The organism is Corynebacterium sp. 045007 (genome assembly GCF_040743205.1).
Lineage (GTDB): Bacteria > Actinomycetota > Actinomycetes > Mycobacteriales > Mycobacteriaceae > Corynebacterium > Corynebacterium jeikeium_D.
Genome location: NZ_JBFLKW010000015.1, coordinates 1 through 24,215, shown reverse-complemented (window position 1 = coordinate 24,215; position 24,215 = coordinate 1). Strand labels below are relative to the sequence as shown.

The window sequence follows — 24,215 nt, the reverse complement described above, 5'->3', positions numbered from 1 at the left end:
AGCGCGTTGGCCTTGCAGTAGGTACGTCCCCATATACTTATTAGAAGCAACTGATTGGAACAGGGAAGGCTGGTTTATGTCGCAGCTTGTCGAGGGGCAGATTCTCGATGGTCGCTACCGTATCGGAGCCACCATCGCACACGGTGGCATGAGCACCGTGTACTGCGCCACCGATTTGCGGCTCGATCGCAGGGTGGCCGCAAAGGTCATGGATCCGCGTTTTGTCGACGACGAGTCTTTCCGCATCCGCTTCGAACGTGAGGCCCGCGCGGTCGCGCACCTCAATGACGAGTCGCTCGTCAACGTCTACGACCAGGGCACGGACCCGGCGGGGCATGTTTTCCTCATTATGGAATTCGTCGACGGTGGGACCCTCCGCGAGCTGCTCCGTCAGCGCGGTCCGATGCCTCCACATGCAGCTGCCGTCGTAATGCGCTCGGTTTTGCGCGCCCTATCGGTGGCGCATTCCCGCGGCATGGTGCACCGAGATATCAAGCCGGAAAATGTGCTGATTGCCTCGGACGGGCGAGTGAAGCTGGCGGACTTCGGTCTAGTGCGCGCGGCCGCTGATGCCAAGGTGACCTCTAACTCGGTCATCGTCGGCACCGTCGCTTATCTGGCTCCGGAGCAGGTCACGGGTGAATCCATCTCCCCTGCCTCCGATGTGTATGCGGCGGGTATTTTGCTCTTTGAGCTGCTTACCGGCACCACGCCATTCATCGCCGATTCTTCGCTCGGCGTTGCCATGAAGCGATTGAACGAAGATGTCCCGCCACCCTCGGAGCTCATCGACGGCGTTCCCGAGGAGTTCGACGAGTTGGTCGCCCGCGCTTGTTCCCGCAGGCCGGAGGATCGGTTTGAGACGGCCGAGGAATTCGGTGACGCACTCGAAGACATTGCGGACAAACTCGCGCTGCCACCATTCCGCGTGCCATCGCCCGTCAATTCAGCAGCCGCCAACGCTGCCGCCATGGAGGGGCTCACAGAGGACTTCCACCGACCGGGCAACGACCATTTCGATGACAGACACGGCACCGCAGAGACGGCACCCGAGCGCTTCGGTCACGACGGCTATGGCTTCTCGACGGACGCACCCGGTAGCCCCGTTTCTTCCCGACCACCGGGACCACCAAACGTTTTCGATGATTTCGACGACCCGGATGCGGGGCGGACACGCACTTTCGATCGCTATGACGAGTACAACCCCACCGGCTGGGAATCCCCGGAGCCGTCTGGTGGAGCTCTCGTACCAGCCGACGTTCCAGGCGCTCCGGAATATCCGCTGCCGCCGGACACTCGGGGTCCACAGCACCCACAGCATCCGCAGCCGCGATCTGCTCAGACTCAGACGCCTAAGAGCCGTCGAGCTACCCGACAGCGGACGCGCCGTGGATGTGCATTGTGGCTGATTATCGCCCTGGTTGCCACGTTGGGCATGGGGCTTGGCGCGTGGTGGCTGGGCTCTGGCCGTTATGGCGAAGTGCCCTCTATCACTGGGCTGTCGCAACCACAGGCGATGACCGCAATCAGTGAGGCGGGCTTTGAACCGGTGGTTGATGAGCGCTACGACAACGATGTCGCAGTGTCCCAGATTATTGGCTCGGACCCCCTGGCTGGAGCGCGGGTTGTCCGCGGTGATGATGTTCGCGTACTGGTCAGTCTCGGCCGCCCGACTGTGCCCGCATATCCCGCGAACCACTCAAAGGAAGTGTTCAGCGCTGCCCTAGCTAAGCGGACGTTGAAAGAAGAGGTCGGAGACCCCGTCTTTTCCGATGATGTCTCCACCGGCGGCTTGGTCTTTGCGGTTCCTGCTCCAGGACAGACCGTCGAGGTTGGCTCAGTTGTGACTGTGCATTACTCCAAGGGGCCAGCACCGGTGAAGGTGCCAAAGATCGTGGGGCTTCAAGAGGATGAAGCTCGTGAGCTGTTGAGCAAGGCCGGGCTGGAGGTCCGAGAAGTATCGGCGGAGTTCTCCTCCTCTGCTGAGCCGGAAGAGGTTCTTTCCGTGTCTCCTGAGGAAGGCACTGGCCTCGAACGCGGTAGTTCTGTGACGTTGACCATTAACAACGGCATCGAAGTGCCCAATGTAGTGGGCAAGTCGGAGGATACTGCTCGCCAAATTCTGCAGCGCGAGGGCATTGAGGTAAGCGAAGTAAAGGACGCGTCCTCCTCCTCGCGCGACTACGGCCGTGTCGACGCAGTCTCACCGAGTGCAGGTCGTCTGGTTAACCCCAATGATGCGACTGTCACGCTGACGGTGTCCAGAGCAGTGAAGGTTCCGCAGCTGCTGGGTAAAACTGTTGCGCAGGCACGTCGTGAAGCGGAGAAACAGCATCTTCAGCTCGACATCGGCGGCTCTGCGAACGAGGACGATCGCATCGTATTGCAGTCACCCCGACCAGGCGCTAAGGCCACGGCGGGTGACAGCATTTCGGTCAGCACTCTGTAAAAAGTGCGGCGCGCTAATGAGTGCGGCGCTGCACTAGCTGGGCTAGTTGTACCTAGCTGAGCTGGATGCAACTAGTTGCGCAGCATCTCGGCAACCAGGAAGGCCAGCTCCAGCGACTGCTGAGTGTTCAAACGCGGGTCACAGGCGGATGCGTAACGGCCTGGCAAGTCGACATCGGAAATGTCCTGCGCGCCACCGAGGCACTCAGTGACATCTTCGCCGGTCAGCTCCACGTGGATACCGCCCGGGTGCGAACCGATCGAGCGGTGCACCTCGAAGAAGCCCTGAACCTCGTCGACAATGCGGTCGAAATGGCGGGTCTTGTAACCATTGGAGGCCGAGTAAGTGTTGCCATGCATCGGGTCGCACTGCCAAATGACCTTGTGACCAGAAGCTTCCACAGCCTCAACGATGGGAGGCAGCACGGAGCGAACCTTGTCATTGCCCAGACGCGAAGTCAGGGTCAGGCGACCAGGCTGGAAGAACGGGTCGAGCTTGTCAGCGTAAGCGACAGCCTCCTCCGGCGTGGTGGTCGGGCCAATCTTCACACCGACGGGGTTGCCAATCATGGCAGCCAGGTTGATGTGGAAATCCTCAATGCCACGGGTGCGCTCACCAATCCACAGCTGATGCGCGGAGAGGTTGAACAGCTCCTGGCTGCCATCGTTTTCAGAAAGGCGCAGCATAGCGCGCTCGTAGTCAACAACCAGCGCCTCATGCGAGCAGTAAATCTGCGCGGTCTGCAGGTTCGAGTCCGCAACACCACAGGCAGCCATGAACTGCAGTGCGTGGTCAATCTCGCGTGCCAGGTCCTCGTAGCGGGCGCCAGCCGGCGAGTTGCTGACGAACTCACGGTTCCACTCGTGCAGACGGTGCAGGTCAGCGGTGCCCGAACCTGTCAGTGCACGTACCAGGTTCATCGCCGCGGAGGCATTGGCGTAGGCACGCACCATTCGAGCTGGGTCGTGAACTCGAGCTTCTTCGGTCGGCTCAACGCCGTTGACCATGTCACCGCGGTAGCTGAGCAAACCGTCGCCGTCGATGTCCTTCGAGCGCGGCTTGGCGTACTGACCAGCGATACGAGCCATCTTCACGACCGGAGTGGATGCGCCGTAGGTCAGCACAACGGCCATCTGCAGCAAGGTCTTCACATTGGCGCGGATGTGCGGCTCAGTATTGGACTCAAAGGTCTCCGCACAATCACCGCCCTGCAACAGGAAGGCCTTACCATTAGCGACGTCGGCAAGCTCCTGACGAAGCTTACGAACCTCAGGCGCGACCACAATTGGCGGCACCGATTCGAGAATGCGACGCACGTTTGCAGCGGCGCGGGCATCCCAGCTTGGCTGCTGTAGGGCTTGGCGGGATACGACATCAGCAAAGCGCTCAGCCATGTCGCCGGGAAGCGGTGGCAGATCGGGCAGGTCATCTACAGGGAGATCAATAGTCCAACTCACAGAAGTTCATTGTAGTGCCCCTGCTAGAAGGGTGTTAGTCAGGTCACCAAATATTCGAATTCCGCTGCTTAATCGAGCGGCAATTTCTGTGCAATCTTTTGAAACTTCAGCAGATTGTGCTGGGCATCTGCCAGCGCGTCGTGCTTACCTGCAGTCTGTTTTGGCAACCGTGGCTTACCCGCCATCTCCCAGTACTGCTTGAGTTCACGGGTATAGCGCGGCATAAACTGCGGCAACTTGGTCATATCGCCCCAAAGCTGCACCAACGCAATGTGGTCGTAGGCACCTACCCAGGCCCACAGCTCTGGGCTGCCCGTACCGGGTTCGGTGAAAAATGCCAGCAGTTCCTCGCGGATCGTGTCCCGGTTCTTCCACAGCGGAGATGAGGGGTTGGGCAGCTGATTGAGCACATTGGCCCGAACCCACGGCCCGGCCTTGCTCTCATTGAACTCGGTAGACACCGCGTAGTACTCGCGGCCGTCCTCAGCTACGACACCGATGGAGACAAGATCAATAGTCTTGCCGTCTTCAATAAACTCGGTGTCATAAAAATAACGCACGGTGTGGAATCCTCTCCAGCCTCGGCCTCGCGTCGGCTACCTCGCGACCAAAAGACCGTGGAGCCCTACCGAGCAAATCTTACCCATGCACCGAATCGCCATAGGAAGTGTGCAGCCCCACTGTCGCGAAAACTATCTGCGCCTAATTATTCTAGCGAGCGCGTCGGAACCAGCGACGAGGGGTCGGCTTCGGCCCCGGAGCCGGAGTGGTCAGCTCTCCACCCGGCTCGGTTCCCGCTGGATAGCCGGTGCCGGCCTCCAAGGACTTCTTCACATCAGTCGCGTAAGCATCGACATATTCCTGACCCGAAAGCTTCTGAATTTCCTTAATCAGGTCATCCGTCAGCGCCCTGGCCGCTTCATACTCATCGCTGTACTTGGCTTTGTACTCCGACGGATCAATCGGATCGCCGATAATCGTTCCGACCTTCACCGGACGAGGAATCCACGAACCAATCGGGTTGGCCTTCTCCGTATCAATCATCGCCATTGGGAACACCGGCACACCGGACTCCAGCGCTACACGTGCCGCACCGGTTTTACCGCGGTACAGTCGACCATCCGGACTACGGGTGCCTTCCAAGGAAATGCCCAGCAGGTCACCGCGTGACAGCACCTTCAAGCCGGCGTTCAGCGCATCGCGAGCTGCATCACCAGAGGTACGGTCAATCGGCACCTGCCCCACCGAGGAGAAGAAGAACTTCTGGATACCGCCGACAAAGCCCGGCGTGGTGAAGTACTCCGCCTTCGCCAGGAACGTCAGCTGACGACGGCAGACCAGTGGGAAGAAAAAGTGATCCATCACAGCAAGGTGGTTCGACGCCATCAGCGCTGGACCTTCCTGAGGAATCTTCTCACCACCGATGTAGTACGGGCGATTATAGATCCGCAGCCAAGGGCCAATGAGGATGTACTTAAAGAACTTGTACCAGCGATTATTCACAGTTTAAAACTATACAGGTTCAGGTGGTCCGACGATCCATCTCCGCAGCCATTCCCCCACCTTTTCGCGGGCGAATTCCCCTACATTCCCCAATTAACGCTTTACGACGATGCCGCACCCTCGGCAGCCACAACGCTGCGCGCAATATCCGCCGCACCGATCAACCCAGCATCCGCACCTAGTTCAGCGACCCGCACATCCGCTACCGGACGATAGCCAGTACCGGTGAGATTGCGGGCAAACTCGGCCTTGGCCTTGTCCAGGTATAGATCAGACGCCGAGGCAACACCGCCACCGATAACAATCAATTCCGGATCAAAGACATCGCCCACCATCGACAGGCCACGCCCCAGCCAGGTAGCAAAGTCATCAATCGCAGCTAGAGCCAATTCATCCCCCTGGCGAGCAGCCGAGACGACATCGGTACCAGTTACCGAGCCGGCCACGAGCCCGTCGGTAAGCCGCGAGAAGTAGCGACCGGATTCAGAGAGTTCCTGAGCGGTGGTAACCAACGCCGTACCCGAGCAGTAACGCTCCAAGCAACCACGCTTTCCGCAGGAGCAGGGACGACCATCCGGCACAACGGTGAGGTGGCCGAATTCCGGCGCCGTGCCGTACGCGCCACGGTAAATCTCACCACCCTGCATCATCGCGCCGCCGATTCCCGTCCCCAGCGCAAACAGCACCCAATTATCCGCACCGCGAGCCGCACCAAAGCGATACTCACCCCAGGCGGCCGAGTTGGCATCGTGCTCAAGCTGCAGCGGACATGGGAGAAGCAAGGATAAACGCTTGACGACGTTCGCATCGCGCCACGGCAGATGCGGGGCAAAACGAACCGTCTGGCGGTCAGAATCCAAAAAACCAGCTACAGCTAAACCGATGGCGCTGACATCTGGAAAGCGTTCAACCAAGCGCTCGGATGTCTGGACAATGCCACGCTCAATGGCATCCACACTGCCATCAGAACTGGTCTGAACTCGATACAACACCTGCCCATCAGCGCTGACCACTGCAGCGCGCAGGTTTGTTCCACCAATATCAAAACCGATAGCCGGGCGATCAGCGGCGTCGGACTCGTCTGAGCTCGGATGAATCGGAATATCGGTGGACATAACAGTTGATTATAAAGGGATTGCGCAGGTTCGGAGAATTCGGCGAGCCCGAGCAGCCATGACCTCCCAGGTCCACGACTGCACAACATGCTCCCGACCACAGGCTCCCATCGCCGCCGCGCGCTCCGGATCATCCAAAATCTCAACCAGCCCGGTGGCGACGCTGCGCTTCGAGGCTCCGTCGACAACGATGCCAGTTTCGCCATCGATAACGGTCTCCGGAGCACCACCGGACTTGCCAGCTATGACAGGGACACCGCAGGCCTGTGCTTCCAAGTAGACAATGCCGAGGCCTTCTACATCGAGGCCACGTCCGCGAGTTCGGGCGGGCATGGCAAAAATGCTGGCCGCATTGTAATAGGCGGGGAGGTCATCATAAGAGACCTTGCCGGCAAAAATAACCTGCTCGGAGACCCCGAGCTTTACTGCCAGCTTTTCCAATTCTCGGTTCAACGGACCAACGCCGACGATCAGCAATCTGGCATCCGGGTGCTGCTCAAGAACCTTAGGCATGCTGCGAATCAGCATATCCTGCCCTTTTCGGCGGACTAGCCGAGAAATACAGACGATAAGCGGCTGGGATTCACCAATTCCGTGGTGCTGACGGATCTTCTGCCCAGCCTCGGGGTCCGGGGAGAATCGCTCGATATCGACACCGGAAGGCAGGCGTTCAAATGCTGTTTGCGGACCAAAGGCTGCCGCAAATCGCCCACGGGTGTAGCGGGAAATATAGGTCACAACATCGGAGCTCTTACCAATGCGCCCCAGCATCTGGCGGGCCAAAGGCAGCATCGACCAGCCCACTTCATGTCCGTGAGTGGTAGCAACGATGCGGGCGGCACCTGCGCGACGGCATGCGTCGGCAAGCAAACCAAGTGGCGCGGCTGCACCAAACCAGACGGTGTCAATGCGTTCGGTGCGAATAATCTGAGCGGCGCGACGAGCTACGTGCGGCAGTGGCAGCAGCACGGAATCACGCATGCGATAAACACGGTACGGTAGCGACTCGTCGTAGGCGCGGAGCTTTTCTTTAGGAGCTCGCGAGGACGCGAGGACTACGAGGTTCTCCGGATCCAAACGAGCACAGAAATCACGCAGGTAGGACTCGATTCCACCATCGCGAGGCGGGAAGTCATTCGTAATGAGCAGTACGCGCGCAGACATGGAGCCGAGTTTATCTACCTTGACTAAAAGGACGCGAGGCCACCTGCCGCTAGTTAGAAGCGGACAGCGCCTTGGTACGGGCCACCCTGGTCGATGGAAACGACCTGGACTGGAATACCGTAGTCGGAAGCATGGACAATCTGACCATTGCCGATGTACATGCCCACGTGCGTGATTCCCGGGTAGTAACCGATGATGTCGCCCGGCTGCAGCTGGTCGCGGCTCACCGGAGTACCACCGGCGAGCTGCGCCTGCGAGGTCCGCGGGATGGACTTACCAATCTGCTGGTACGCCCAGTACATCAGACCCGAGCAATCGAACTCAGAGGGACCAGCAGCTCCCCACGAGTACGGGGAGCCCAGCTTCGACAGAGCGGCATCAACTGCGGCGGAAGATCCGAACAGTTTGTCCAACCCTTCGGTAATTGGGTTGTTCTTGGAAATCCAAATTTCCCGCTGTTCGGGGCTCAGCGATTCAACCATGGACTTGACATGCTCGGCGCGCTCATCAAATTCGGCGCTGCGCTTGTCCAAATCATCGCGGCGCTTGGCCAGGTCATCGAGCTGCTTGCGGATATCGTCCTGCAGACGCAGCGCATTGGCCTTACCATCCTCGGCATCCTTGCGGGCTTGCACCGCACGGCTGACAACTTCATCGTTGTCGCGGAACATCTTGTTGATGTAACCGGCACGGTCGATAGCGTCCTGAGCACTGGCAGATCCCAGGGCGGCCGACAATGGGTCGACGATTTCACCACGCATCCGCTTCTTCGCGAAGTAAGAAATCTCACCAGAGAGCGCCTTGAGGTCATCCTGTGCTCGGAGAACCTGATCCTCAGAGTGCTTCAGCTCCCCCTCGGCGTGCCGGAGTTCCTCTTCCTTGGCCTGAACCTGGGAATCCAGCTCGGTAACTTCCTCAGAAACCGCTTCGGTATCCCGAGAAATCTTCTCCAGCTCTGCAATAATGCCGTCTGCAGTAGCCAGATCCGGGGCTGGCTGTTCATCCTGTGCAGAGGCAATCGGCGCCAAACCTACGGCGCCAAAGGTTAGCCCAGTCACGACCGTAAGCCCGACTACACCGCGACGAGAGTTGTGGCGACGACGAGAGACACGGTGACGCGACAAATCCAAACCCTTTTCAAGTTGTGTATTCAAATTTCTTCCCCGAAAAACAAAACATCAAACCACTTGACGCATTCGAGCAAATTGTAGCAGCCTTGCCGCGGAACAACACACCGACAAACCGCCAGCGCAAAGGGGTATCCAAAGGGAGTAACCAGGATAGCCCTTCGACTCCACGCATTGCGTAACCGCAGTAGAAAAACAAAAAATGAGGCGAGCGCCCCTATAGTGCTTTACGACGCGCATAGCGTCAGCACCCGGGCGCTCGCCTCAGTGCCCCTCAGTAAAAAGAGAGCCAAGGCTCTGCGGGACATCAAGGCCCCGCAGGTTGTCATCCGTTCAAACAGATTAGAAGCGGACGAAGTTGTGAACCGGCATGTAGTTCATCGGAGCTTCCTTGACGACATCGCCGGACTGCGGAGCGTGAATCACGTTGCCGTTGCCGGAGAAGATGCCGACGTGGGTAGCGCCAGAGTAGAAGGAAACGATGTCACCCAGTGCCGGGCTGGAGACCGCGGTGCCCTGGGAAGCCTGCGCCTGGGAGGTGCGCGGAATCGACTTACCGACCTGCTGGTATGCCCAGGAGGTCAGACCGGAGCAGTCGAAAGAGTTCGGACCGGTAGCGCCCCACACGTACGGGGAACCGATCTTGGAACGTGCAGCGGAGACGATAGCCGAGCCGGTGGACGGTGCTGCAACGTTTGCAACGCTGCCGGAGGTAACCTCACCTGCGACGTCATTGAACTTGCCAACAACATCCTGCAGACCTGCAACCTGCGGGGTATCGAAGCCGTTCAGTGCGCCCTGGATGTCGTTCAGCGGGTTAGCGTTAGCGGTCGGAACTGCGAGAGCGGTAACGCCGGCGACGGTTGCGCCAAATGCGACTGCGTTGCGTGCAAAGTTAGAACGGCGGTGGTGCTTGCCCATTGTTTTGAAACTCCAAAATCTTCCTGTTTAGCCGACCGGGTTAGCTGACGGGTTCGGAAGAATGGAAGACTTCCTACCCTCCGGGATTTCCCTTTGGGATTCACCCCATGGTTCGAGGTGGGTCCCCGGCTCGAATCCCCTGAGGCTCTCACTACTTAGAACCTCAGGACCTTCGATAAGGCTCTGTGTTTTCTTATCAATGACCGGCACCAACTCAGTGGCCCCGTTTCAATGTCTCGATAAGGTTACGAAATGGCATCAAGTTTTGTCTAGCCGTTTGTCCAGAAAACCGCTCGAGGCCCGGTTGTTACCATCGATAGAACTAAACCGTTACCAAGCTGTTACAACTAGACACTCCCCTATAGCAGAATAATAACAGTTTGATAAACGCGCCACTACCTGGCATTTTGAAGTCCGCCGAGAACTTTACACTTAACGCCTTAAAGTCGACACATTTTTATCGCGGGCTCAAAACGTGTTTTATGTCACACTCCAACTTGTAGCGGCTCAATTTGCTCAAGTTTCACAGTTTTAACACCGCTAGGGGCGCTCAGAATAGGATTATTGATGTGGATTCAGGACAACAGCACTTCCCTCTCGAAGGCACCGTCGATGATTCTCTTTTCAACACCACCTTTGTCGTCGTAGACCTAGAAACGACTGGACTGAAGGCCAAGAACGACCACATCATTGAAATTGGGGCCATCAAAACCCGTGGCGGTAAGACGATTGGCACCTTTTCCAGCTTCATCGACCCCGGCATGGAGATTCCCGACCACATCACATCTCTCACCGGCATCACTACCGCCGATGTTGAAACTGCACCACAGCTCGGCACAGTTATTACTCAGTTCCTCGAATTTGCCCGGGGAAGCGTCTGGGTTGCGCATAATGCCAAGTTCGATATTGGATTCCTCCGCCAGGCTTGCACAGATTTGGGCCTAGATTGGCCGAGCCCCAGTGTCGTAGACACTCTCACGTTGGCGCGTCGCGTCCTCGACCGCTCACAAGTTGGCAGTTTCAAGCTCTCACAGCTCGCACGGTACGTCGGTTCTCCGAATCGCCCTACCCACCGGGCGCTTGACGACGCAATCGCAACCGTCGACGTCCTTCACTACCTCATGGAGAGACTAGCTGGCGATGAAGTACAAACAGCGTCCGAGCTAGTGCACTACTCGCCCACCGTCGCTCCAGAGGTTCGTGCTAAACGGCACCTTGCCGATGGAGCTCCGCACACCCCTGGTGTCTATGTTTTTCGGTCAAGAAATGACGACCCCTTATATATAGGTACAGCTCTCGATTTGCGACGTAGACTTCTGCAGTATTTCAACGGCACTGATTCTCGTCGCAAGATTACGGAAATGGTCTCTCTAGCCGAACGCGTCGAGATCATCGAGTGCCCGCACGGCTTCGCTGCAGAAATCCGCGAGGCTCGTCTGATCTCTGCACTCCGTCCGCCCTACAACCGACAACGCACCGAACCAACCCGCGGCTGGTACATCGTCCCCACTAGCCCCGGTCGGCCTGCCAAGATTAGCCGGACAGTCACCGACGCCCGCAGCCTAGGTCCTTTCCGCACGCGCGACACCGCTACCGCCATCCGCGACAGGTTCTCTGCGCTTAACGACGACTTTGCGATAACAACCACCCAGATCTCTACCACCGGTTCCAACGAGATCGCAGACATGATTGCAGAGATATCAGCACTTGCCGAAGCACACCGCTTCCAACGCGCGGCAGTGCAGCGTGACCGCACTGCGGAGTTCATTATCAGCTTGGACAAGCAGCAGCGCCTGAGCATGCTTGCCGCCATCCCATCTCTGCAAGCCGCTTTCCCCGATGGCAATGGAGGCTGGCACCTAGCGGAAATTCGCTACGGCAGGTTGGCCGGCGCCAGCACCGCACCACGTGGCGCGGATATGAACTACATCATCGACCTCATGGAGAGTTCGGCCCAAACAGTCACTCCAGATGACTCCTTATATAAAGGAGCATCAATTGATGAACTCAGTATTATCTGGAAATGGCTGCAGCGCCCGGAGGTACGAATAAAGCCCACCGGAGGCGAGTTTTCCTACCCTAGGCTGGGCGCAGGAAAATACCTTCAGTGGGCAATTGACGCGCAGCAAGCACGTCGTGAAGCGCGACGCGAACCTTAACCCCTCATCGCCGCGGTAAGGATATCCAAGCACAGCCCCGACTGGAGCGTTTCCTTGACCTCTTCAATGGAGTCGGCCATAGCTTCCTTTAGTGGACGGCCACTCAGACCACGCGAAATGGCGATTGCGGCGGCGGAGTTAAGGATGACTGCATCGCGAATCGGACCTTCGAGCTCGCCAGCCCAAATGCGACGTGCAACATCAGCGTTGTAAGCAGGGTCACCGCCACGCAGCGCGTCAATTTCGGAGTACTCCATGCCATAGTCATGTGGATCGATGACATCTTCGGCAACTCCACCGTTTTCCACAATAAAGACCTTGGTGGGGCCAGTAACGGTAATCTCGTCGAGGCCATCGCTTCCGCGAACCACCAGCGCGCGCTGACCACGGCGGGCGAAGGTGTCCGCCATCGTCTCCATCTGATCTTCGAAGGCACAGCCAATCAAGCTCGCCTGCGGGCGTGCTGGATTCGTCAGCGGCCCCAACAGGTTGAAGACTGTCGGAACCGCTAGCTCCTTACGCACAGGTCCAGCGAAGCGCATGGCCGGATGAAAGCGAGCGGCAAAGAGGAAGCGCACGTAGAAATCCGGATGTTCCGGAGAAGTAACGAGACCGTTCTCAATGTCGATGCCAAAGGCCTCCAGCATGTCAGCTCCGCCCGACTTCGAAGAAGCCGCGCGGTTACCGTGCTTGAGCACCGGCACACCACTGGCAGCGATAACAATCATGGACATCGTGGAGATGTTGACGGTATTTGCGCCATCACCACCGGTGCCGACGATATCGACTGCTCCACGCTCAATAACACCGGCGAGCTGTGGATCATGAACTGGGCGGGCAAATGAAAGCATGCCTTCAGCCGCAGCATCGAGCTCGGCAGCCGTAATCCCCTTGGCGAGGAGACCGAAAGCAAACGTTGCGGTCTGCACGTCTCCGGAAGCACCAGACATGATCTGATCCATGGCGAATCGAATGCCCTCACCGGAAACTTCGCGGCCAGCGCCAATCGTGGAGAGAACATGGCGCCAGTTCTCGACCGCCCTCTTATCGCCGATCTCGCTCATCGCCACTCCCTTCCACTAGATAGTCAAGTCTGTACCCGTACAGTATTAATACAACTGCACCTAGGTACTACTGGTTATCCGGTCCACCAGGTGCACCACATCACAGGGCTTTTGAAAAATCCCACCGTGATGTACGTAATAAGATAAGATACCTCCCCCATATATCCAGCGCATCACCAGGTCCACCTTTTGCGTTCGCCGAAAATCTCACCCCCATTGGGGCAACTGGAAAAATACGATATTAAATAGAGCCGAACCTGCGATAAACTAACCGACAGCTGATGCCGCAGTATCGCAAACCCAGGTTCACCGGAGGTGAACCTGGCAGTCCAGGGGGGGGATGGACACCGCGCAACTCAGCACAACCAAACCCTCGAATTCACCCGCGTCGGATAAAGACACCGGAAAGTTCCCAACAGGGGGAAAAATTAGTGAAATTCTCAGAAACCTTTCCTCGCGACCTGGGATTTTAGGAATTTTTATACAAAAACGGGGGTTGCAACGTGACTACTCCTTAAGAACAGTACATACTGTTAGTTGTGACGAGCGCAGTTGAAAATCAAGGTATGACAGCACCACGTCGTGCTGCGACACTGAACCGACCGAATATGGTCAGTGTCGGCACGATTGTGTTCCTGTCTCAGGAATTAATGTTCTTCGCCGGTCTGTTCGCGATGTACTTCGTGTCACGCGCGAACGGCCAGGGCGATTCGTGGGATTGGGGTACCGGCCACCTCAATGTCCCGTACGCACTATTGATCACCGTGATCCTAGTGTCGTCTTCGTTCACTGCCCAGTGGGGCGTGTTCGCGGCCGAGCGTGGCGACGTTTTCGCACTCCGTAAGTGGTACGCACTGTCTACCGCCCTGGGTGCAATCTTCCTCGTCGGCCAGGCTTACGAGTACTTCACCCTGGTTAGCCACGGTCTGACCATTCAGAACTCCATTTACGGTTCGGTCTTCTTCATCACCACCGGATTCCACGCAGCCCACGTCCTCGCGGGTGTGCTGGCTTTCGTTGTGGTGCTTATCCGTACCTCCAAGGCGAAGTTCACCCCGGCACAGGCCACTGCTGCCATCGTGGTCTCGTACTACTGGCACTTCGTCGACGTCGTGTGGATTGGCCTGTTCATCACCATCTACTTCATCCAGTAGGCCGTATTGGCCGTCCTTTGTTTAGTACGGCCTACAGCCCATCCACTTTCCACGAACAGTCTTAAAGGGAAAAAGATGGAAAACACTACCTCCGAAACCAAGGACACCACGTCCTTGGCTGCGGCCCCGAAGTCAAAGGGCCGCCGCAAGATGCGCCGTACTGCCTCCGGCATTATGGCTATGGCTCTCGCCCTCACCGGCGCGGGCTTCCTCGCTAATGCTCTGACCCCTGATGCACAGACGGCTACTGCTCAGCAGGATGAAGCCGCAATGATTCAGCAGGGCAAGGAGCTTTACGACGTTGCTTGTATTACTTGTCACGGCGCCAACCTTCAGGGCGTTAAGGACCGCGGCAAGTCGCTGATTGGCGTCGGCGAAGGCTCGGTTTACTTCCAGGTTCACTCCGGTCGTATGCCGATGCTCCGCAACGAGGCTCAGGCAGCACGTAAGACCCCGCGTTACTCCGAAGAGCAGACGCTGGCTATCGCAGCCTACGTCCAGGCTAATGGTGGCGGCGCCGGCATCGTCCGCGACGAGGACGGCTCCATCGCTATGGAGTCGCTGCGCGGTAAGAACGCCGGCCCGAACGGTGAGCTTGACAAGGCTGACGTTGCTCGCGGTTCCGAGCTGTTCCGCCTGAACTGTGCATCCTGCCACAACTTCACCGGTCGTGGCGGCGCACTGTCCAGCGGTAAGTACGCACCGGTCCTGGATCCTGCAAATGAGCAGGAAATCTATCAGGCCATGCTGACCGGCCCGCAGAATATGCCGAAGTTCTCTGACCGCCAGCTGTCTGCTGACGAGAAGAAGGACATCATCGCCTACATCAAGAACGCCAAGGAAACTCCGACCCCGGGTGGTTGGGGCATTGGTGGCATCGGCCCAGTTGCTGAGGGCCTTGTCATGTGGATTGTAGGCATTGTCGCTCTCGTAGCGGCCGCTCTTTGGATTGGATCCCGCCGATGAGTAATAACGAAAACAAGAAGTACAGCTCCGAAGAGCTGTCGAAGATGAGCAATGCGGATCTCGCTCGTCTGGGTGCTGAACTCGATGACGTGACCATTGCTTACCGCAAGGAACGCTTCCCGATTGCCAACGACCCGGCTGAAAAGCGCGCGGCTCGTGGTGTCACCATCTGGCTGGCACTGTCGGTCATTCTTGGCCTGGCATTCATCGCCATCTACCTGTTCTACCCGTGGCACTACAAGGGGCACGGCGAAGAGGGTCTGTGGCTGTACACCATGTACACCCCGCTGCTGGGTATCACCATCGGTGGCTGCATCGTCACCCTGGGTATTGGTGCAGTTAAGTTCACCAAGCGCTTCATTCCGGAAGAGATTTCGGTTCAGCGCCGCCACGATGGTCCGTCCGAAGAGGTCGACCAGAAGACCATCGTTGCCCTGCTGAACGATTCTTGGCAGACCTCCACCCTGGGTCGTCGCTCCGCTATCAAGGGCCTCCTTGGTACCGGCGCCGTCCTGGCTGGTATCGGCATGATCCTTCCGCTTGGCGGCATGATTAAGAACCCGTGGAAGCCACGCCACGACGTTGACGTCACTGGTGACGGCACCCTGTGGACCACTGGCTGGACTCTCGTCGAGAAGGGCCACAAGGTTTACCTGGGTCGCGACACCGGCGCTATCGCTGAAGAGGGCGTACACGGCTACACCACTAAGGGCGTTTCCCGCCTGGTTCGCCTCCGCCCAGAGGACCTGTCCGCAGGTTCCATGGAGACCGTCTTCCCTCTTCCGGAGGAGGACGTCAACGACGGCGACAAGTACTCCAAGGATGCTGATGTCTACGAGGCACACATGCACTCGATTCACGGCTCCCGCAACTCGGTCATGCTGATCCGTCTGCGTTCCCAGGACGCTGAAAAGGCAATCCTGCGCAAGGGTCAGGAAGACTTCCACTACGGCGACTACTTCGCCTACTCGAAGATTTGTACACACATCGGTTGCCCGACTTCTCTGTACGAACAGCAGACGAACCGTATTCTCTGCCCATGCCACCAGTCGCAGTTCGATGCACTGCACTACGGCAAGCCGGTCTTCGGTCCAGCTGCTCGCGCTCTTCCAGAGCTGCCGATCAGCGTTGACGAAGAAGGCTACATGTACGCAGAGGGCAACTTCATTGAGCCCGTCGGTCCGGCATTCTGGGAGCGTCAGTCATGAGTAATCCAACGAAACTAGCAACCGCTGCTAAGAATATGGATGACCGCTACACCCTGTCTGGCGGCATGCGTAAGCAGCTCAATAAGGTATTCCCTACCCACTGGTCCTTCCTGCTGGGCGAGATTGCACTCTACTCCTTCGTAGTCCTGCTCTTCTCGGGTGTTTACCTGACTCTGTTCTTCGACCCGTCGATGTCGAAGGTCATTTACGACGGTGCCTACGCGCCGCTCAACGGTGTCGAGATGTCTCGCGCCTACGAGACCGCCCTGCAGATCTCCTTCGAGGTTCGCGGTGGCCTGTTCATTCGCCAGATTCACCACTGGGGTGCTCTGCTGTTCGCCGTGTCCATCATGGCGCACATGTTCCGCATCTTCTTCACCGGCGCATTCCGCAAGCCGCGTGAGGCTAACTGGGTCATCGGTTCCATCCTCCTGCTGCTGTCCGTGGCAGAGGGCTTCATGGGTTACTCCCTGCCGGACGACCTGCTTTCCGGTGTTGGTCTGCGTATTATGTCCGCAATCATCATCGGTCTGCCGATTATCGGCACCTGGCTGCACTGGATGATGTTCAACGGCGACTTCCCGGGTGACATGATTATCCCGCGCCTGTACATTGCACACGTGCTGATTCTCCCGGCCCTGCTGCTGGGTCTGATTGCCGCTCACCTGGCTCTGGTCTGGTACCAGAAGCACACCCAGTTCCCTGGCGCAGGTCGTACCGAGAACAACGTCGTCGGCGTTCGTATTCTCCCGATCTTCGCAGTCAAGTCCGTTTCCTTCGGTCTGATCACGTTCGGCTTCCTGGCGCTATTCGCGGGTATCTTCCAGATCAACGCAATTTGGAACCTTGGCCCGTACAACCCGGCGCAGGTTTCCGCTGGTTCCCAGCCGGATATCTACATGCTGTGGACTGACGGTGCTGCCCGTGTCATGCCGCCGTGGGAGCTCTACTTGGGTTCTTACACAATCCCGGCAGTCTTCTGGGTCGCCCTGCTCTGTGGTGTTCTGGTTGTCCTGCTCTTCGCTTACCCGTTCATCGAGGCGAAGATCACCGGCGACAACGCCCACCACAACCTGCTGCAGCGTCCGCGCGACGTGCCGGTTCGCTCCGGCCTGGGTGCCATGGCTCTGGTTTTCTACACCCTACTGACTCTGTCCGGTGGTAACGACCTGATCGCATACCACTTCCAGATTTCGCTGAACGTGATGACCTGGGTTGGCCGTATCGGTCTGATCATCCTGCCTCCGATCGCTTACTTCGTCACTTACCGAATCTGCATCGGCCTGCAGCGCTCTGACCGCGCTGTCCTGGAGCACGGCATCGAGACGGGCATCATCAACCAGCTGCCTGATGGTTCCTTCATCGAGGTCCACCAGCCACTGGGTCCGGTCGACGAGCACGGCCACGCCGTTCCGCTCGAGTACCAGGGTGCTTACGTCCCGAAGACCATGAACGAACTGGGCGCCGCTGGTAGCCCGGGTCGCGGTAGCTTCTTCAGCCCGGACTCCCCGGAGATCGCCGAAGAGGCAGCTCGTATCGAGCACGAGAACCACGAGCAGCAGGCTCAGATGTTCCGTGACCTCGAAGCTCAGAACGCTGAAGAGCGTCGCCAGCTCGAGCAGTAAAGTTCCGCGGTAGGTTTTCTACTGCGCTCAAATAAGACCACCCCGGTCCGCATCCACTTTGGATGTCGACCGGGGTGGTTTTTGTTACCCAGATTCTTCCGACCTCGCCTTGACCCAACATATGTCGGATACCAAATCTGCTGTTTACCAGTACTAAAATGGACATATGTCTACCAGTCCCTCCCCCACCACCGATCTTTCGAACAACGCCACACAGCTTGTCGCCAACGGTGTCAATTTCGACTACGAGGCCACGCCTGTTCTGCGCGATGTCTCGCTCACGCTTTCCGACGGCGATGTCCTCGGTCTGGTTGGAGACAACGGAGCCGGCAAGTCCACACTTCTTTGGCTACTATCTGGTCGTCGTCGGCCCACGAGCGGTACGGTGACTCATATTGGCACGCGTGTCCTCGGCTCTCAGGAGCTGGAAGCGCCTTTCGACTCCACGGTGCAAATGCTTATCGATGAGGCCCTCGGCCCCTCGAAACGTCGTTTAGCGGAGCTAGAAGAAGCAGCTGAGGCGATGGCCTTAGCAAAGACCCCAGATGAGTCTGAGGCGGCAGAGAAGGCGTATTCGAAGGCCTTCTCGGACGTCATGGCTCACGATGACTGGAACGCCGAACATAATGCGGAGATTGTGCTCGACCATCTCGGCCTGACCGGTTCTGCTCCGGACGGCGCTCCCCTGACAGAGCAACTAACCACGGAGATTTCCGGCGGGCAGCGGGCGCGGTTGGGGCTCGCGATTACGCTCATTCGAAAGCCAGAGATTCTGCTTCTCGACGAGCCCACCAACCATCTCGATGAACGCGGTCGCCAGCTCGTAATTGACACCATTCAGAACCACCCTGGAGTGGTTGTGGTGGCAACACATGACCGCGACTTCCTGGATGCCGTTTGTACTGTAATTGGAGACTTGGTGCCGGGGCGCCCTGGTATCGGGCTGTTCCGTGGTAATTACTCCGACTACGCGAAGCACCGTCGCCACCAGCGTGAGCTATGGGAGCACCAGTGGCGCTCGGAGGAGCATGAACGCAATCGGTTGGAAGACACCATCGAGAATGGCGCTCGTGAGATCTCACCGGGTCGGGAAATGACGGACAATAACAAGATGGCTTATGACCGCCGTGGCGGTCGTGTAGAGCGGCAAATCGCCCGCCGCGTGCGTTCGGCTAAGCAGCGGCTGGAGGAACTCATTGAGGAAGGTGTGGAGCGTCCACCGGCACTACTGGGCTTTGATGCCCCGTTGACCGCACCCCTACCGACCAAGCGCGCTGCTTCGGGCAGCGATGAAGATTTTCACATCAAGATGCGCGGTGTGGTCGTCCCAGATCGAATTCGGGTTGGTTCACTGACTATTCGTCCCGGCGACAAGGTCGTGATCACCGGCCCTAATGGGGCCGGCAAATCTACTTTGTTTAAGACGATCATGGGGCAAGTTGAGACGCAGGCTGGCGAGGTGCGTATCGGCGAGAACTGTCGAGTAGCCATGCTGGCTCAGGAACAAGACTGGGAAAACCCAAAGAAGTCCGCCCGTGAGTTGTACGACCTTGCGCCCAATGCCCGCGTGCCTCTCGACGACTTTGGATTGCTTAGCCCTGAGGATGCCAATCGACCGGTAGGAAGCCTCTCCATCGGCCAGCAGCGCCGGGTGGCGTTAGCGTTGGTCGTAGCCAATCCGCCGGAGATCTTGCTGCTCGATGAGCCTACGAACCATCTGAGTGTGGATCTAATCGAGCAGGTCCAAGACGCGATCGCATCTGCAGAGGGCACAATTATTGTGATTACCCACGATCACCGCATGATCAACTCGCTCGAAGCGCGTCATCTGCAGGTGACTGACGGTGAGGTCATCGAACTACCTAAGGGGCAGAAACCCGTCGAATTCGCTTGATGCGGAATCATATATTGACTACAGATCCTAACCGACGAGGTAACACCAGTTAGGAATCCCCTCCCACTCGCCCAAACAAAAAAGTCTCTCCCGCTAACGCCCTTGTTAGTGGGAGAGACTTTTCGGTTATCTACGACTGTGGTTCAGTCTGATTGCACTCGGACTAGTGCTTCTCCGGCGGAGTGATGTACTGAGTGTTGAGCTTGGTGCCGGAGACGATCAGAATTACCGCGCCAAGGACAATCAGCCAGTAGGCCATGAATGCGATGCCGTAGCCCATGAGGAGGATGCCCATGGTCATCACGAACGGCCAAATCGAGCTAGCGGAGAAGAAACCGAGGGTACCTGCACCGTCGGCAATCTCTGCCTCTTCGAAGTCGGCCGGGGTGATGTCGGAGCGGCGCTCAGTGAAGTGGAAGTATCCACCGAGCATCAGAGTCATCAGAGCTGCGAGGACCAGGCCGGTTGCGCCAGCCCACTCGAGGCGACCCTGGCTTTCGTTGATGACGTTACCGGTGTCCTGGAGGTACTGAGTGCCGAAGATGTAGACGACAGCCATGAACCCCAGGAACACGGTAAGTCCGTAGAAGAGCTTTGCTGCAGACTTCATTTGAGAACTTCCTTTAAGTAAGAATCTTGCTGGGTTTACTTGGCGGTCGCGTTCAGGTCAATGGTGTTAGCACCACGATCACCCATGTCGCGGGTGTCGACACGACCGGAGTTGAACGGCGAAGTGGAGACTGCGAATGCCGGCTCACCGATGTGCTTCAGAGCATCAGCGTTAGTAGCTTCTGGGTTCTCCTGGCGGAACTTGATGTACTCGGTGAATGCCTCACGGGAGACAGCACGAATCTCGAAGTTCATCATTGCGTGGTAGGTACCACACATCTCGGCACAACGGCCAACGAATGCGTTCTTGACCTTGTCGCTCGGGTTGTCCTCTGGTCGGTTGGCAATCTTGTCCGAGTCAATCTTTTCGATCTGGAAGACACGGTTGGACTTGTTAGCCTCCGGGTGCGGGAACACGTCGCGCTTGAAGAGGAACTCCGGAACCCAGAAGGAGTGAATCACGTCAGCGGACGCGAGGTCGAACTGGATTGCAGTGTCTTCCGGAACAACGAGGACCGGAACCTCTTCGGTGGTACCGAGGGTCTCAATCTCGTCGTAGTGCAGGTAGTCGAGGCTCTCCTTGGAGCGTCCGTGAACCGGGCGCTCCTTCTGCTTTGCGCGATCCTCAGCGGACGGAACCTCGTGGCCGCCCTCGGTGAAGAACTGCTCATCAGCCGGCTTCTCAATACGGCCGTTGTATTCCTCGCCGCCCATCAGGTCAGCGGAAATGTTGGCGTAACCGAACTTCCAGTTCCACTGGAAACCGGTGACGTCGACGGTAACTTCCGGATCCTTATCCAGGGCAGTGACCTTGTCCTGAGTCTGAACCGTGAAGAAGAACAGAGTCATCACGATCAGAATCGGGAGAATGGTCAGAGACAACTCAACCGGAACGTTGTATGCAGTCTGGCGCGGGAACTCGCCCTTGCCCTTCTTTTCAGCCTTCTTAGCTGTGAAGTTTGCCATCGAGTAAAGGGTAACGCCCCAAACGATGATGCCGATAATCCAAGCTGCAACCCAGGTCCAAACCCAGAAGTTACCCATGGACTGTGCTTCCGGGGTCACACCTTCCGGCCAACCAAAGCGGAGCAGCTTGAAGAAGCCGTTCTCCGGAGGATTAACATCGCAGCCGGCAAGCAAGGCTGCGCTACCGGTGGCAACGCCGAGGACGCCGAGCTTACGGGCGACTCCGAACTTTCTACGCTGATTCACGTGTGTCTGCCTTCCTGATCCACACAATTTTCGATAACCGATTAAGGTTTCGTCCTACCCAAGCAGAGTAGTCGATTCTTAAGCTTTCTCCACAATAAATATGGCTGTGGGGTGCCTTTGAGTATATCTGCCCTAATAAAATACTGAGAAAGACCCGCCTATCGGGGGTGGCATTCTCACCAGTTACACCCTGTTGACGCTCCTAAGTCTATGAATTTTTTAGTGTTTGTGCCACGCGCTGACGCACACACCGTCCCGCGCAACCTTGCCCCGAGCCCTAGACACGGCAAACTCAGACATTCTCGCTTTTCCCCAAAAGGCATTAAAGTAGGTGCAGCATTTCTATGTGGCGCCAATCTGGGGTTCAACCCAGCTACTCAGCCACGCGGCGGTCCTTCACGGCCACCGGTTAAGGCGACAACCAGTCGCGCTGAGCCGCTAGCTACGGAGCCGTCGAAAATCCATTAAGTGACACTAAGCGAAAGGTGCGCGCACGAAGCATGTGTGGTCTTCTCGGAATCCTGGCTGCAAATTCTGACGCAGCGGAGCTCGTTCCCGTTGTCGAAAGGGCCCTGCCCTGCATGCGGCACCGCGGCCCTGACGATGCAGGCACGTGGCACGATGAGGACGCAGTTTTCGGCTTCAACCGCCTATCCATTATTGATATTGCCCACAGCCACCAACCGCTGCAGTGGGGACCAGAGAATCAGCCGAATCGTTACTCCATGACCTTCAACGGCGAAATCTACAATTTCGTCGAACTTCGCGAGCAGCTGGAGAAGAAAGGCTATGCCTTTAATACCTCCGGCGATGGTGAACCTATCGTCGTTGGGTTCCACCACTGGGGAGCGGACGTCGTAAAGCACTTGCGCGGCATGTTCGGCATTGCCATTTGGGACAGCGTCGAGCGCAAGCTTTTCCTGGCGCGCGATCCGTTCGGCATTAAGCCGCTCTACTACGCCACCACAGAGCGTGGCACAATTTTCGGTTCTGAGAAGAAGTCCCTGCTCGAAGCTGCGCCGGAGATGGGCATCGATGCGAAGAAGCTGAATAAGCGCGCACTGGAGCACTACGTCGATCTGCAGTACGTTCCGGAGCCGGAGTCGCTGCACACTGACATTGTTCGTCTGGAGTCGGGTTGCACTGCCATCGTTACGCCTGGTGGCGAAGTTAAGCAGACCCGCTACTTCAAGCCGAATTTCCCGATTCAGCCAGTGGCTAAGGGCGCTGAACAGGATGTTTTTGACCGCATTGCCCGTGCGCTGGAGAACAGCGTCGAGAAGCATATGCGTGCCGACGTCACGGTGGGCTCGTTCCTGTCGGGCGGTATCGACTCCACTGCGATTGCAACTTTGGCTAAGCGCCACAACCCGAACCTGCTGACGTTTACCACTGGCTTCGAGCGCGAGGGCTTCTCCGAGGTCGATGTGGCTGCCGAGTCCGCCGCCGCCATTGGCGTCGAGCACATTGTGAAGGTCGTCTCGCCGGAGGAGTTCGCCGGGGCGATTCCGAAGATTATGTGGTACCTCGATGACCCGGTAGCTGACCCTGCACTGGTGCCGCTGTACTTCGTGGCCGCAGAGGCTCGTAAGCACGTTAAGGTCGTACTGTCCGGTGAGGGCGCAGACGAGCTCTTTGGTGGTTACACCATTTATAAGGAGCCGCTGTCGCTGAAGCCGTTCGACAAGGTTCCATCTCCCCTGCTGCGCGGTCTGGCTAAGGTCGGCGAAGCTCTGCCAGAGGGCATGCGCGGCAAGTCGCTCCTGCAGCGAGGCACTACTCCGCTGGAACAGCGCTACTACGGCAATGCTCGTTCCTTTAACTTTGAGCAGCTGCAGGAAGTGCTGCCGTGGGCCAAGAAGGAATGGGACCACAGCGATGTCACTGCGCCGATTTACGCGCAGTCTGAAGGCTGGGACCCGGTGACTCGGATGCAGCACTTGGATCTGTTCACCTGGTTGCGTGGCGACATTCTGGTCAAGGCGGACAAGATCACCATGGCTAACTCCCTGGAGCTGCGCGTGCCGTTCCTCGACCGTGTGGTCTTCGACGTTGCACAGACGCTGCCGGTGGACATGCGTGTTTCTCACGGCACCACCAAGTACGCACTGCGTCGCGCCATGGAGCAGATTGTTCCGGAGCACGTGCTCAACCGCCGCAAACTGGGCTTCCCGGTGCCGATTCGCCACTGGCTGGCAGGCGACGAACTGCACGGCTGGGCCGAGGACATCATCCGCGAGTCCCAGACCGATGAGTTCATTAATAAGGACGCCGTGCTCAAGATGCTCGCCGAGCACCACCCAACCGAGCGCGACCACTCCCGCCGCCTCTGGACCATCCTTGCTTTCATGGTCTGGCACGGCATCTTCATCGAAGACCGCATTACTCCGGACATCGAGCAGCGCGACTACCCCGTCGAGCTCTAGCTCGCTTTACGACGGTCCCCGCGCCTCAACCCCATCCTGCCCCGGCAGGCTGCCACCATAGCTGGGGCGGGTTAAGTAGCAAAAAGTGTGTCTGACTTTCAGCATTACTGCTGATTAGGCTGGGTAAATCGGGCGGATATAAGCATCAAGACCTTATATCCG

At 57.8% G+C, this 24,215-nt stretch carries 18 protein-coding genes and 1 riboswitch; of the genes, 8 read left to right on the top strand and 10 right to left on the bottom strand.

The features are described from left to right. Window positions 1–76 precede the first annotated feature (76 nt). A complete protein-coding gene (locus tag AB1Z34_RS08340; RefSeq protein WP_187400339.1) occupies window positions 77–2,449 on the top strand; it encodes a Stk1 family PASTA domain-containing Ser/Thr kinase in 2,373 nt (790 codons plus the stop codon). Between the two features lie 71 nt (window positions 2,450–2,520). Here the strand turns inward: AB1Z34_RS08340 and AB1Z34_RS08335 are convergent, their stop codons facing one another. The 7 genes from AB1Z34_RS08335 to AB1Z34_RS08305 all read right to left on the bottom strand — a co-directional run bounded on the left by AB1Z34_RS08335 (window position 2,521) and on the right by AB1Z34_RS08305 (window position 9,736). Next, window positions 2,521–3,906, bottom strand: a complete 1,386-nt coding sequence (locus AB1Z34_RS08335; protein WP_049170253.1) for a class II 3-deoxy-7-phosphoheptulonate synthase — start codon at window positions 3,904–3,906, stop codon at window positions 2,521–2,523. A 68-nt stretch (window positions 3,907–3,974) separates the two neighbouring features. After that, entirely contained in the window at window positions 3,975–4,466 is a 492-nt protein-coding gene (locus AB1Z34_RS08330; protein ID WP_016423018.1) for a polyadenylate-specific 3'-exoribonuclease AS, read from the bottom strand. Window positions 4,467–4,617: 151 nt separating this feature from the next. After that, window positions 4,618–5,409: a 1-acyl-sn-glycerol-3-phosphate acyltransferase gene (locus AB1Z34_RS08325; RefSeq protein ID WP_016423019.1), complete on the bottom strand. Its 792-nt coding sequence runs from the start codon at window positions 5,407–5,409 to the stop codon at window positions 4,618–4,620. 101 nt (window positions 5,410–5,510) lie between these two features. Continuing rightward, window positions 5,511–6,524: an ROK family glucokinase gene (locus AB1Z34_RS08320; RefSeq protein WP_016423020.1), complete on the bottom strand. Its 1,014-nt coding sequence runs from the start codon at window positions 6,522–6,524 to the stop codon at window positions 5,511–5,513. Between the two features lie 9 nt (window positions 6,525–6,533). Beyond that, a complete protein-coding gene (locus AB1Z34_RS08315; RefSeq protein WP_016423021.1) occupies window positions 6,534–7,688 on the bottom strand; it encodes a glycosyltransferase family 4 protein in 1,155 nt (384 codons plus the stop codon). A gap of 53 nt (window positions 7,689–7,741) precedes the next feature. Further along, the gene (locus AB1Z34_RS08310) at window positions 7,742–8,812 is read right to left on the bottom strand and encodes an NlpC/P60 family protein (RefSeq protein WP_367158217.1); all 1,071 of its coding nucleotides are present in this window, start codon (window positions 8,810–8,812) and stop codon (window positions 7,742–7,744) included. A gap of 345 nt (window positions 8,813–9,157) precedes the next feature. Then, window positions 9,158–9,736 carry a C40 family peptidase gene (locus AB1Z34_RS08305; RefSeq protein WP_016423023.1) on the bottom strand — a complete coding sequence of 193 codons (579 nt, stop codon included), beginning with the start codon at window positions 9,734–9,736 and terminating at the stop codon, window positions 9,158–9,160. A 14-nt stretch (window positions 9,737–9,750) separates the two neighbouring features. Then, window positions 9,751–9,893, bottom strand: a riboswitch (cyclic di-AMP (ydaO/yuaA leader). Between the two features lie 412 nt (window positions 9,894–10,305). Between AB1Z34_RS08305 and AB1Z34_RS08300 the strand changes: the two genes are divergently transcribed. Then, window positions 10,306–11,895, top strand: a complete 1,590-nt coding sequence (locus AB1Z34_RS08300; protein WP_016423024.1) for a DEDD exonuclease domain-containing protein — start codon at window positions 10,306–10,308, stop codon at window positions 11,893–11,895. Here AB1Z34_RS08300 and trpD read toward each other — a convergent pair. Continuing rightward, window positions 11,892–12,959, bottom strand: coding sequence for an anthranilate phosphoribosyltransferase (gene trpD / locus AB1Z34_RS08295; protein ID WP_016423025.1), 1,068 nt, complete (start codon window positions 12,957–12,959; stop codon window positions 11,892–11,894). The two genes, AB1Z34_RS08300 and trpD, sit on opposite strands and share 4 nt — an antisense overlap. A 539-nt stretch (window positions 12,960–13,498) precedes the next feature. Here trpD and AB1Z34_RS08290 point away from each other — a divergent pair. The 5 genes from AB1Z34_RS08290 (at window position 13,499) to AB1Z34_RS08270 (ending at window position 19,806) form a co-directional block, all read left to right on the top strand. After that, entirely contained in the window at window positions 13,499–14,113 is a 615-nt protein-coding gene (locus AB1Z34_RS08290; protein ID WP_088611596.1) for a heme-copper oxidase subunit III, read from the top strand. Window positions 14,114–14,188: 75 nt separating this feature from the next. Then, a complete protein-coding gene (locus tag AB1Z34_RS08285; protein WP_016423027.1) occupies window positions 14,189–15,079 on the top strand; it encodes a cytochrome c in 891 nt (296 codons plus the stop codon). Continuing rightward, on the top strand, window positions 15,076–16,287 hold the full coding sequence (locus tag AB1Z34_RS08280) for a ubiquinol-cytochrome c reductase iron-sulfur subunit (RefSeq protein WP_049170241.1): 1,212 nt from the start codon (window positions 15,076–15,078) through the stop codon (window positions 16,285–16,287). The genes AB1Z34_RS08285 and AB1Z34_RS08280 overlap by 4 nt, the downstream gene beginning before the upstream one ends. Continuing rightward, the gene (locus tag AB1Z34_RS08275; RefSeq protein ID WP_016423029.1) at window positions 16,284–17,912 is read left to right on the top strand and encodes a cytochrome bc complex cytochrome b subunit; all 1,629 of its coding nucleotides are present in this window, start codon (window positions 16,284–16,286) and stop codon (window positions 17,910–17,912) included. The genes AB1Z34_RS08280 and AB1Z34_RS08275 overlap by 4 nt, the downstream gene beginning before the upstream one ends. Window positions 17,913–18,078: 166 nt before the next feature. After that, window positions 18,079–19,806: an ABC-F family ATP-binding cassette domain-containing protein gene (locus AB1Z34_RS08270; RefSeq protein WP_367158212.1), complete on the top strand. Its 1,728-nt coding sequence runs from the start codon at window positions 18,079–18,081 to the stop codon at window positions 19,804–19,806. 163 nt (window positions 19,807–19,969) lie between these two features. Here AB1Z34_RS08270 and AB1Z34_RS08265 read toward each other — a convergent pair whose 3' ends face one another. Next, window positions 19,970–20,416, bottom strand: a complete 447-nt coding sequence (locus tag AB1Z34_RS08265; RefSeq protein WP_016423031.1) for a cytochrome c oxidase subunit 4 — start codon at window positions 20,414–20,416, stop codon at window positions 19,970–19,972. A 35-nt stretch (window positions 20,417–20,451) separates the two neighbouring features. Further along, a complete protein-coding gene (locus tag AB1Z34_RS08260; RefSeq protein ID WP_367158211.1) occupies window positions 20,452–21,627 on the bottom strand; it encodes a cytochrome c oxidase subunit II in 1,176 nt (391 codons plus the stop codon). Between the two features lie 500 nt (window positions 21,628–22,127). Between AB1Z34_RS08260 and asnB the strand changes: the two genes are divergently transcribed. Next, window positions 22,128–24,053: an asparagine synthase (glutamine-hydrolyzing) gene (asnB, locus tag AB1Z34_RS08255; RefSeq protein WP_367158210.1), complete on the top strand. Its 1,926-nt coding sequence runs from the start codon at window positions 22,128–22,130 to the stop codon at window positions 24,051–24,053. Window positions 24,054–24,215 lie beyond the last annotated feature (162 nt).

Bases quoted from the DNA above. Each gene is read 5' to 3' on its own strand.
- AB1Z34_RS08340 (WP_187400339.1), top strand. From the start codon at position 77: ATGTCGCAGCTTGTCGAGGGGCAGATTCTCGATGGTCGCTACCGTATC.
- AB1Z34_RS08320 (WP_016423020.1), bottom strand. From the start codon at position 6,524: ATGTCCACCGATATTCCGATTCATCCGAGCTCAGACGAGTCCGACGCC.
- AB1Z34_RS08315 (WP_016423021.1), bottom strand. From the start codon at position 7,688: ATGTCTGCGCGCGTACTGCTCATTACGAATGACTTCCCGCCTCGCGAT.
- AB1Z34_RS08305 (WP_016423023.1), bottom strand. From the start codon at position 9,736: ATGGGCAAGCACCACCGCCGTTCTAACTTTGCACGCAACGCAGTCGCA.
- trpD (WP_016423025.1), bottom strand. From the start codon at position 12,959: ATGAGCGAGATCGGCGATAAGAGGGCGGTCGAGAACTGGCGCCATGTT.
- AB1Z34_RS08285 (WP_016423027.1), top strand. From the start codon at position 14,189: ATGGAAAACACTACCTCCGAAACCAAGGACACCACGTCCTTGGCTGCG.
- AB1Z34_RS08280 (WP_049170241.1), top strand. From the start codon at position 15,076: ATGAGTAATAACGAAAACAAGAAGTACAGCTCCGAAGAGCTGTCGAAG.
- AB1Z34_RS08275 (WP_016423029.1), top strand. From the start codon at position 16,284: ATGAGTAATCCAACGAAACTAGCAACCGCTGCTAAGAATATGGATGAC.
- AB1Z34_RS08270 (WP_367158212.1), top strand. From the start codon at position 18,079: ATGTCTACCAGTCCCTCCCCCACCACCGATCTTTCGAACAACGCCACA.
- AB1Z34_RS08265 (WP_016423031.1), bottom strand. From the start codon at position 20,416: ATGAAGTCTGCAGCAAAGCTCTTCTACGGACTTACCGTGTTCCTGGGG.
- asnB (WP_367158210.1), top strand. From the start codon at position 22,128: ATGTGTGGTCTTCTCGGAATCCTGGCTGCAAATTCTGACGCAGCGGAG.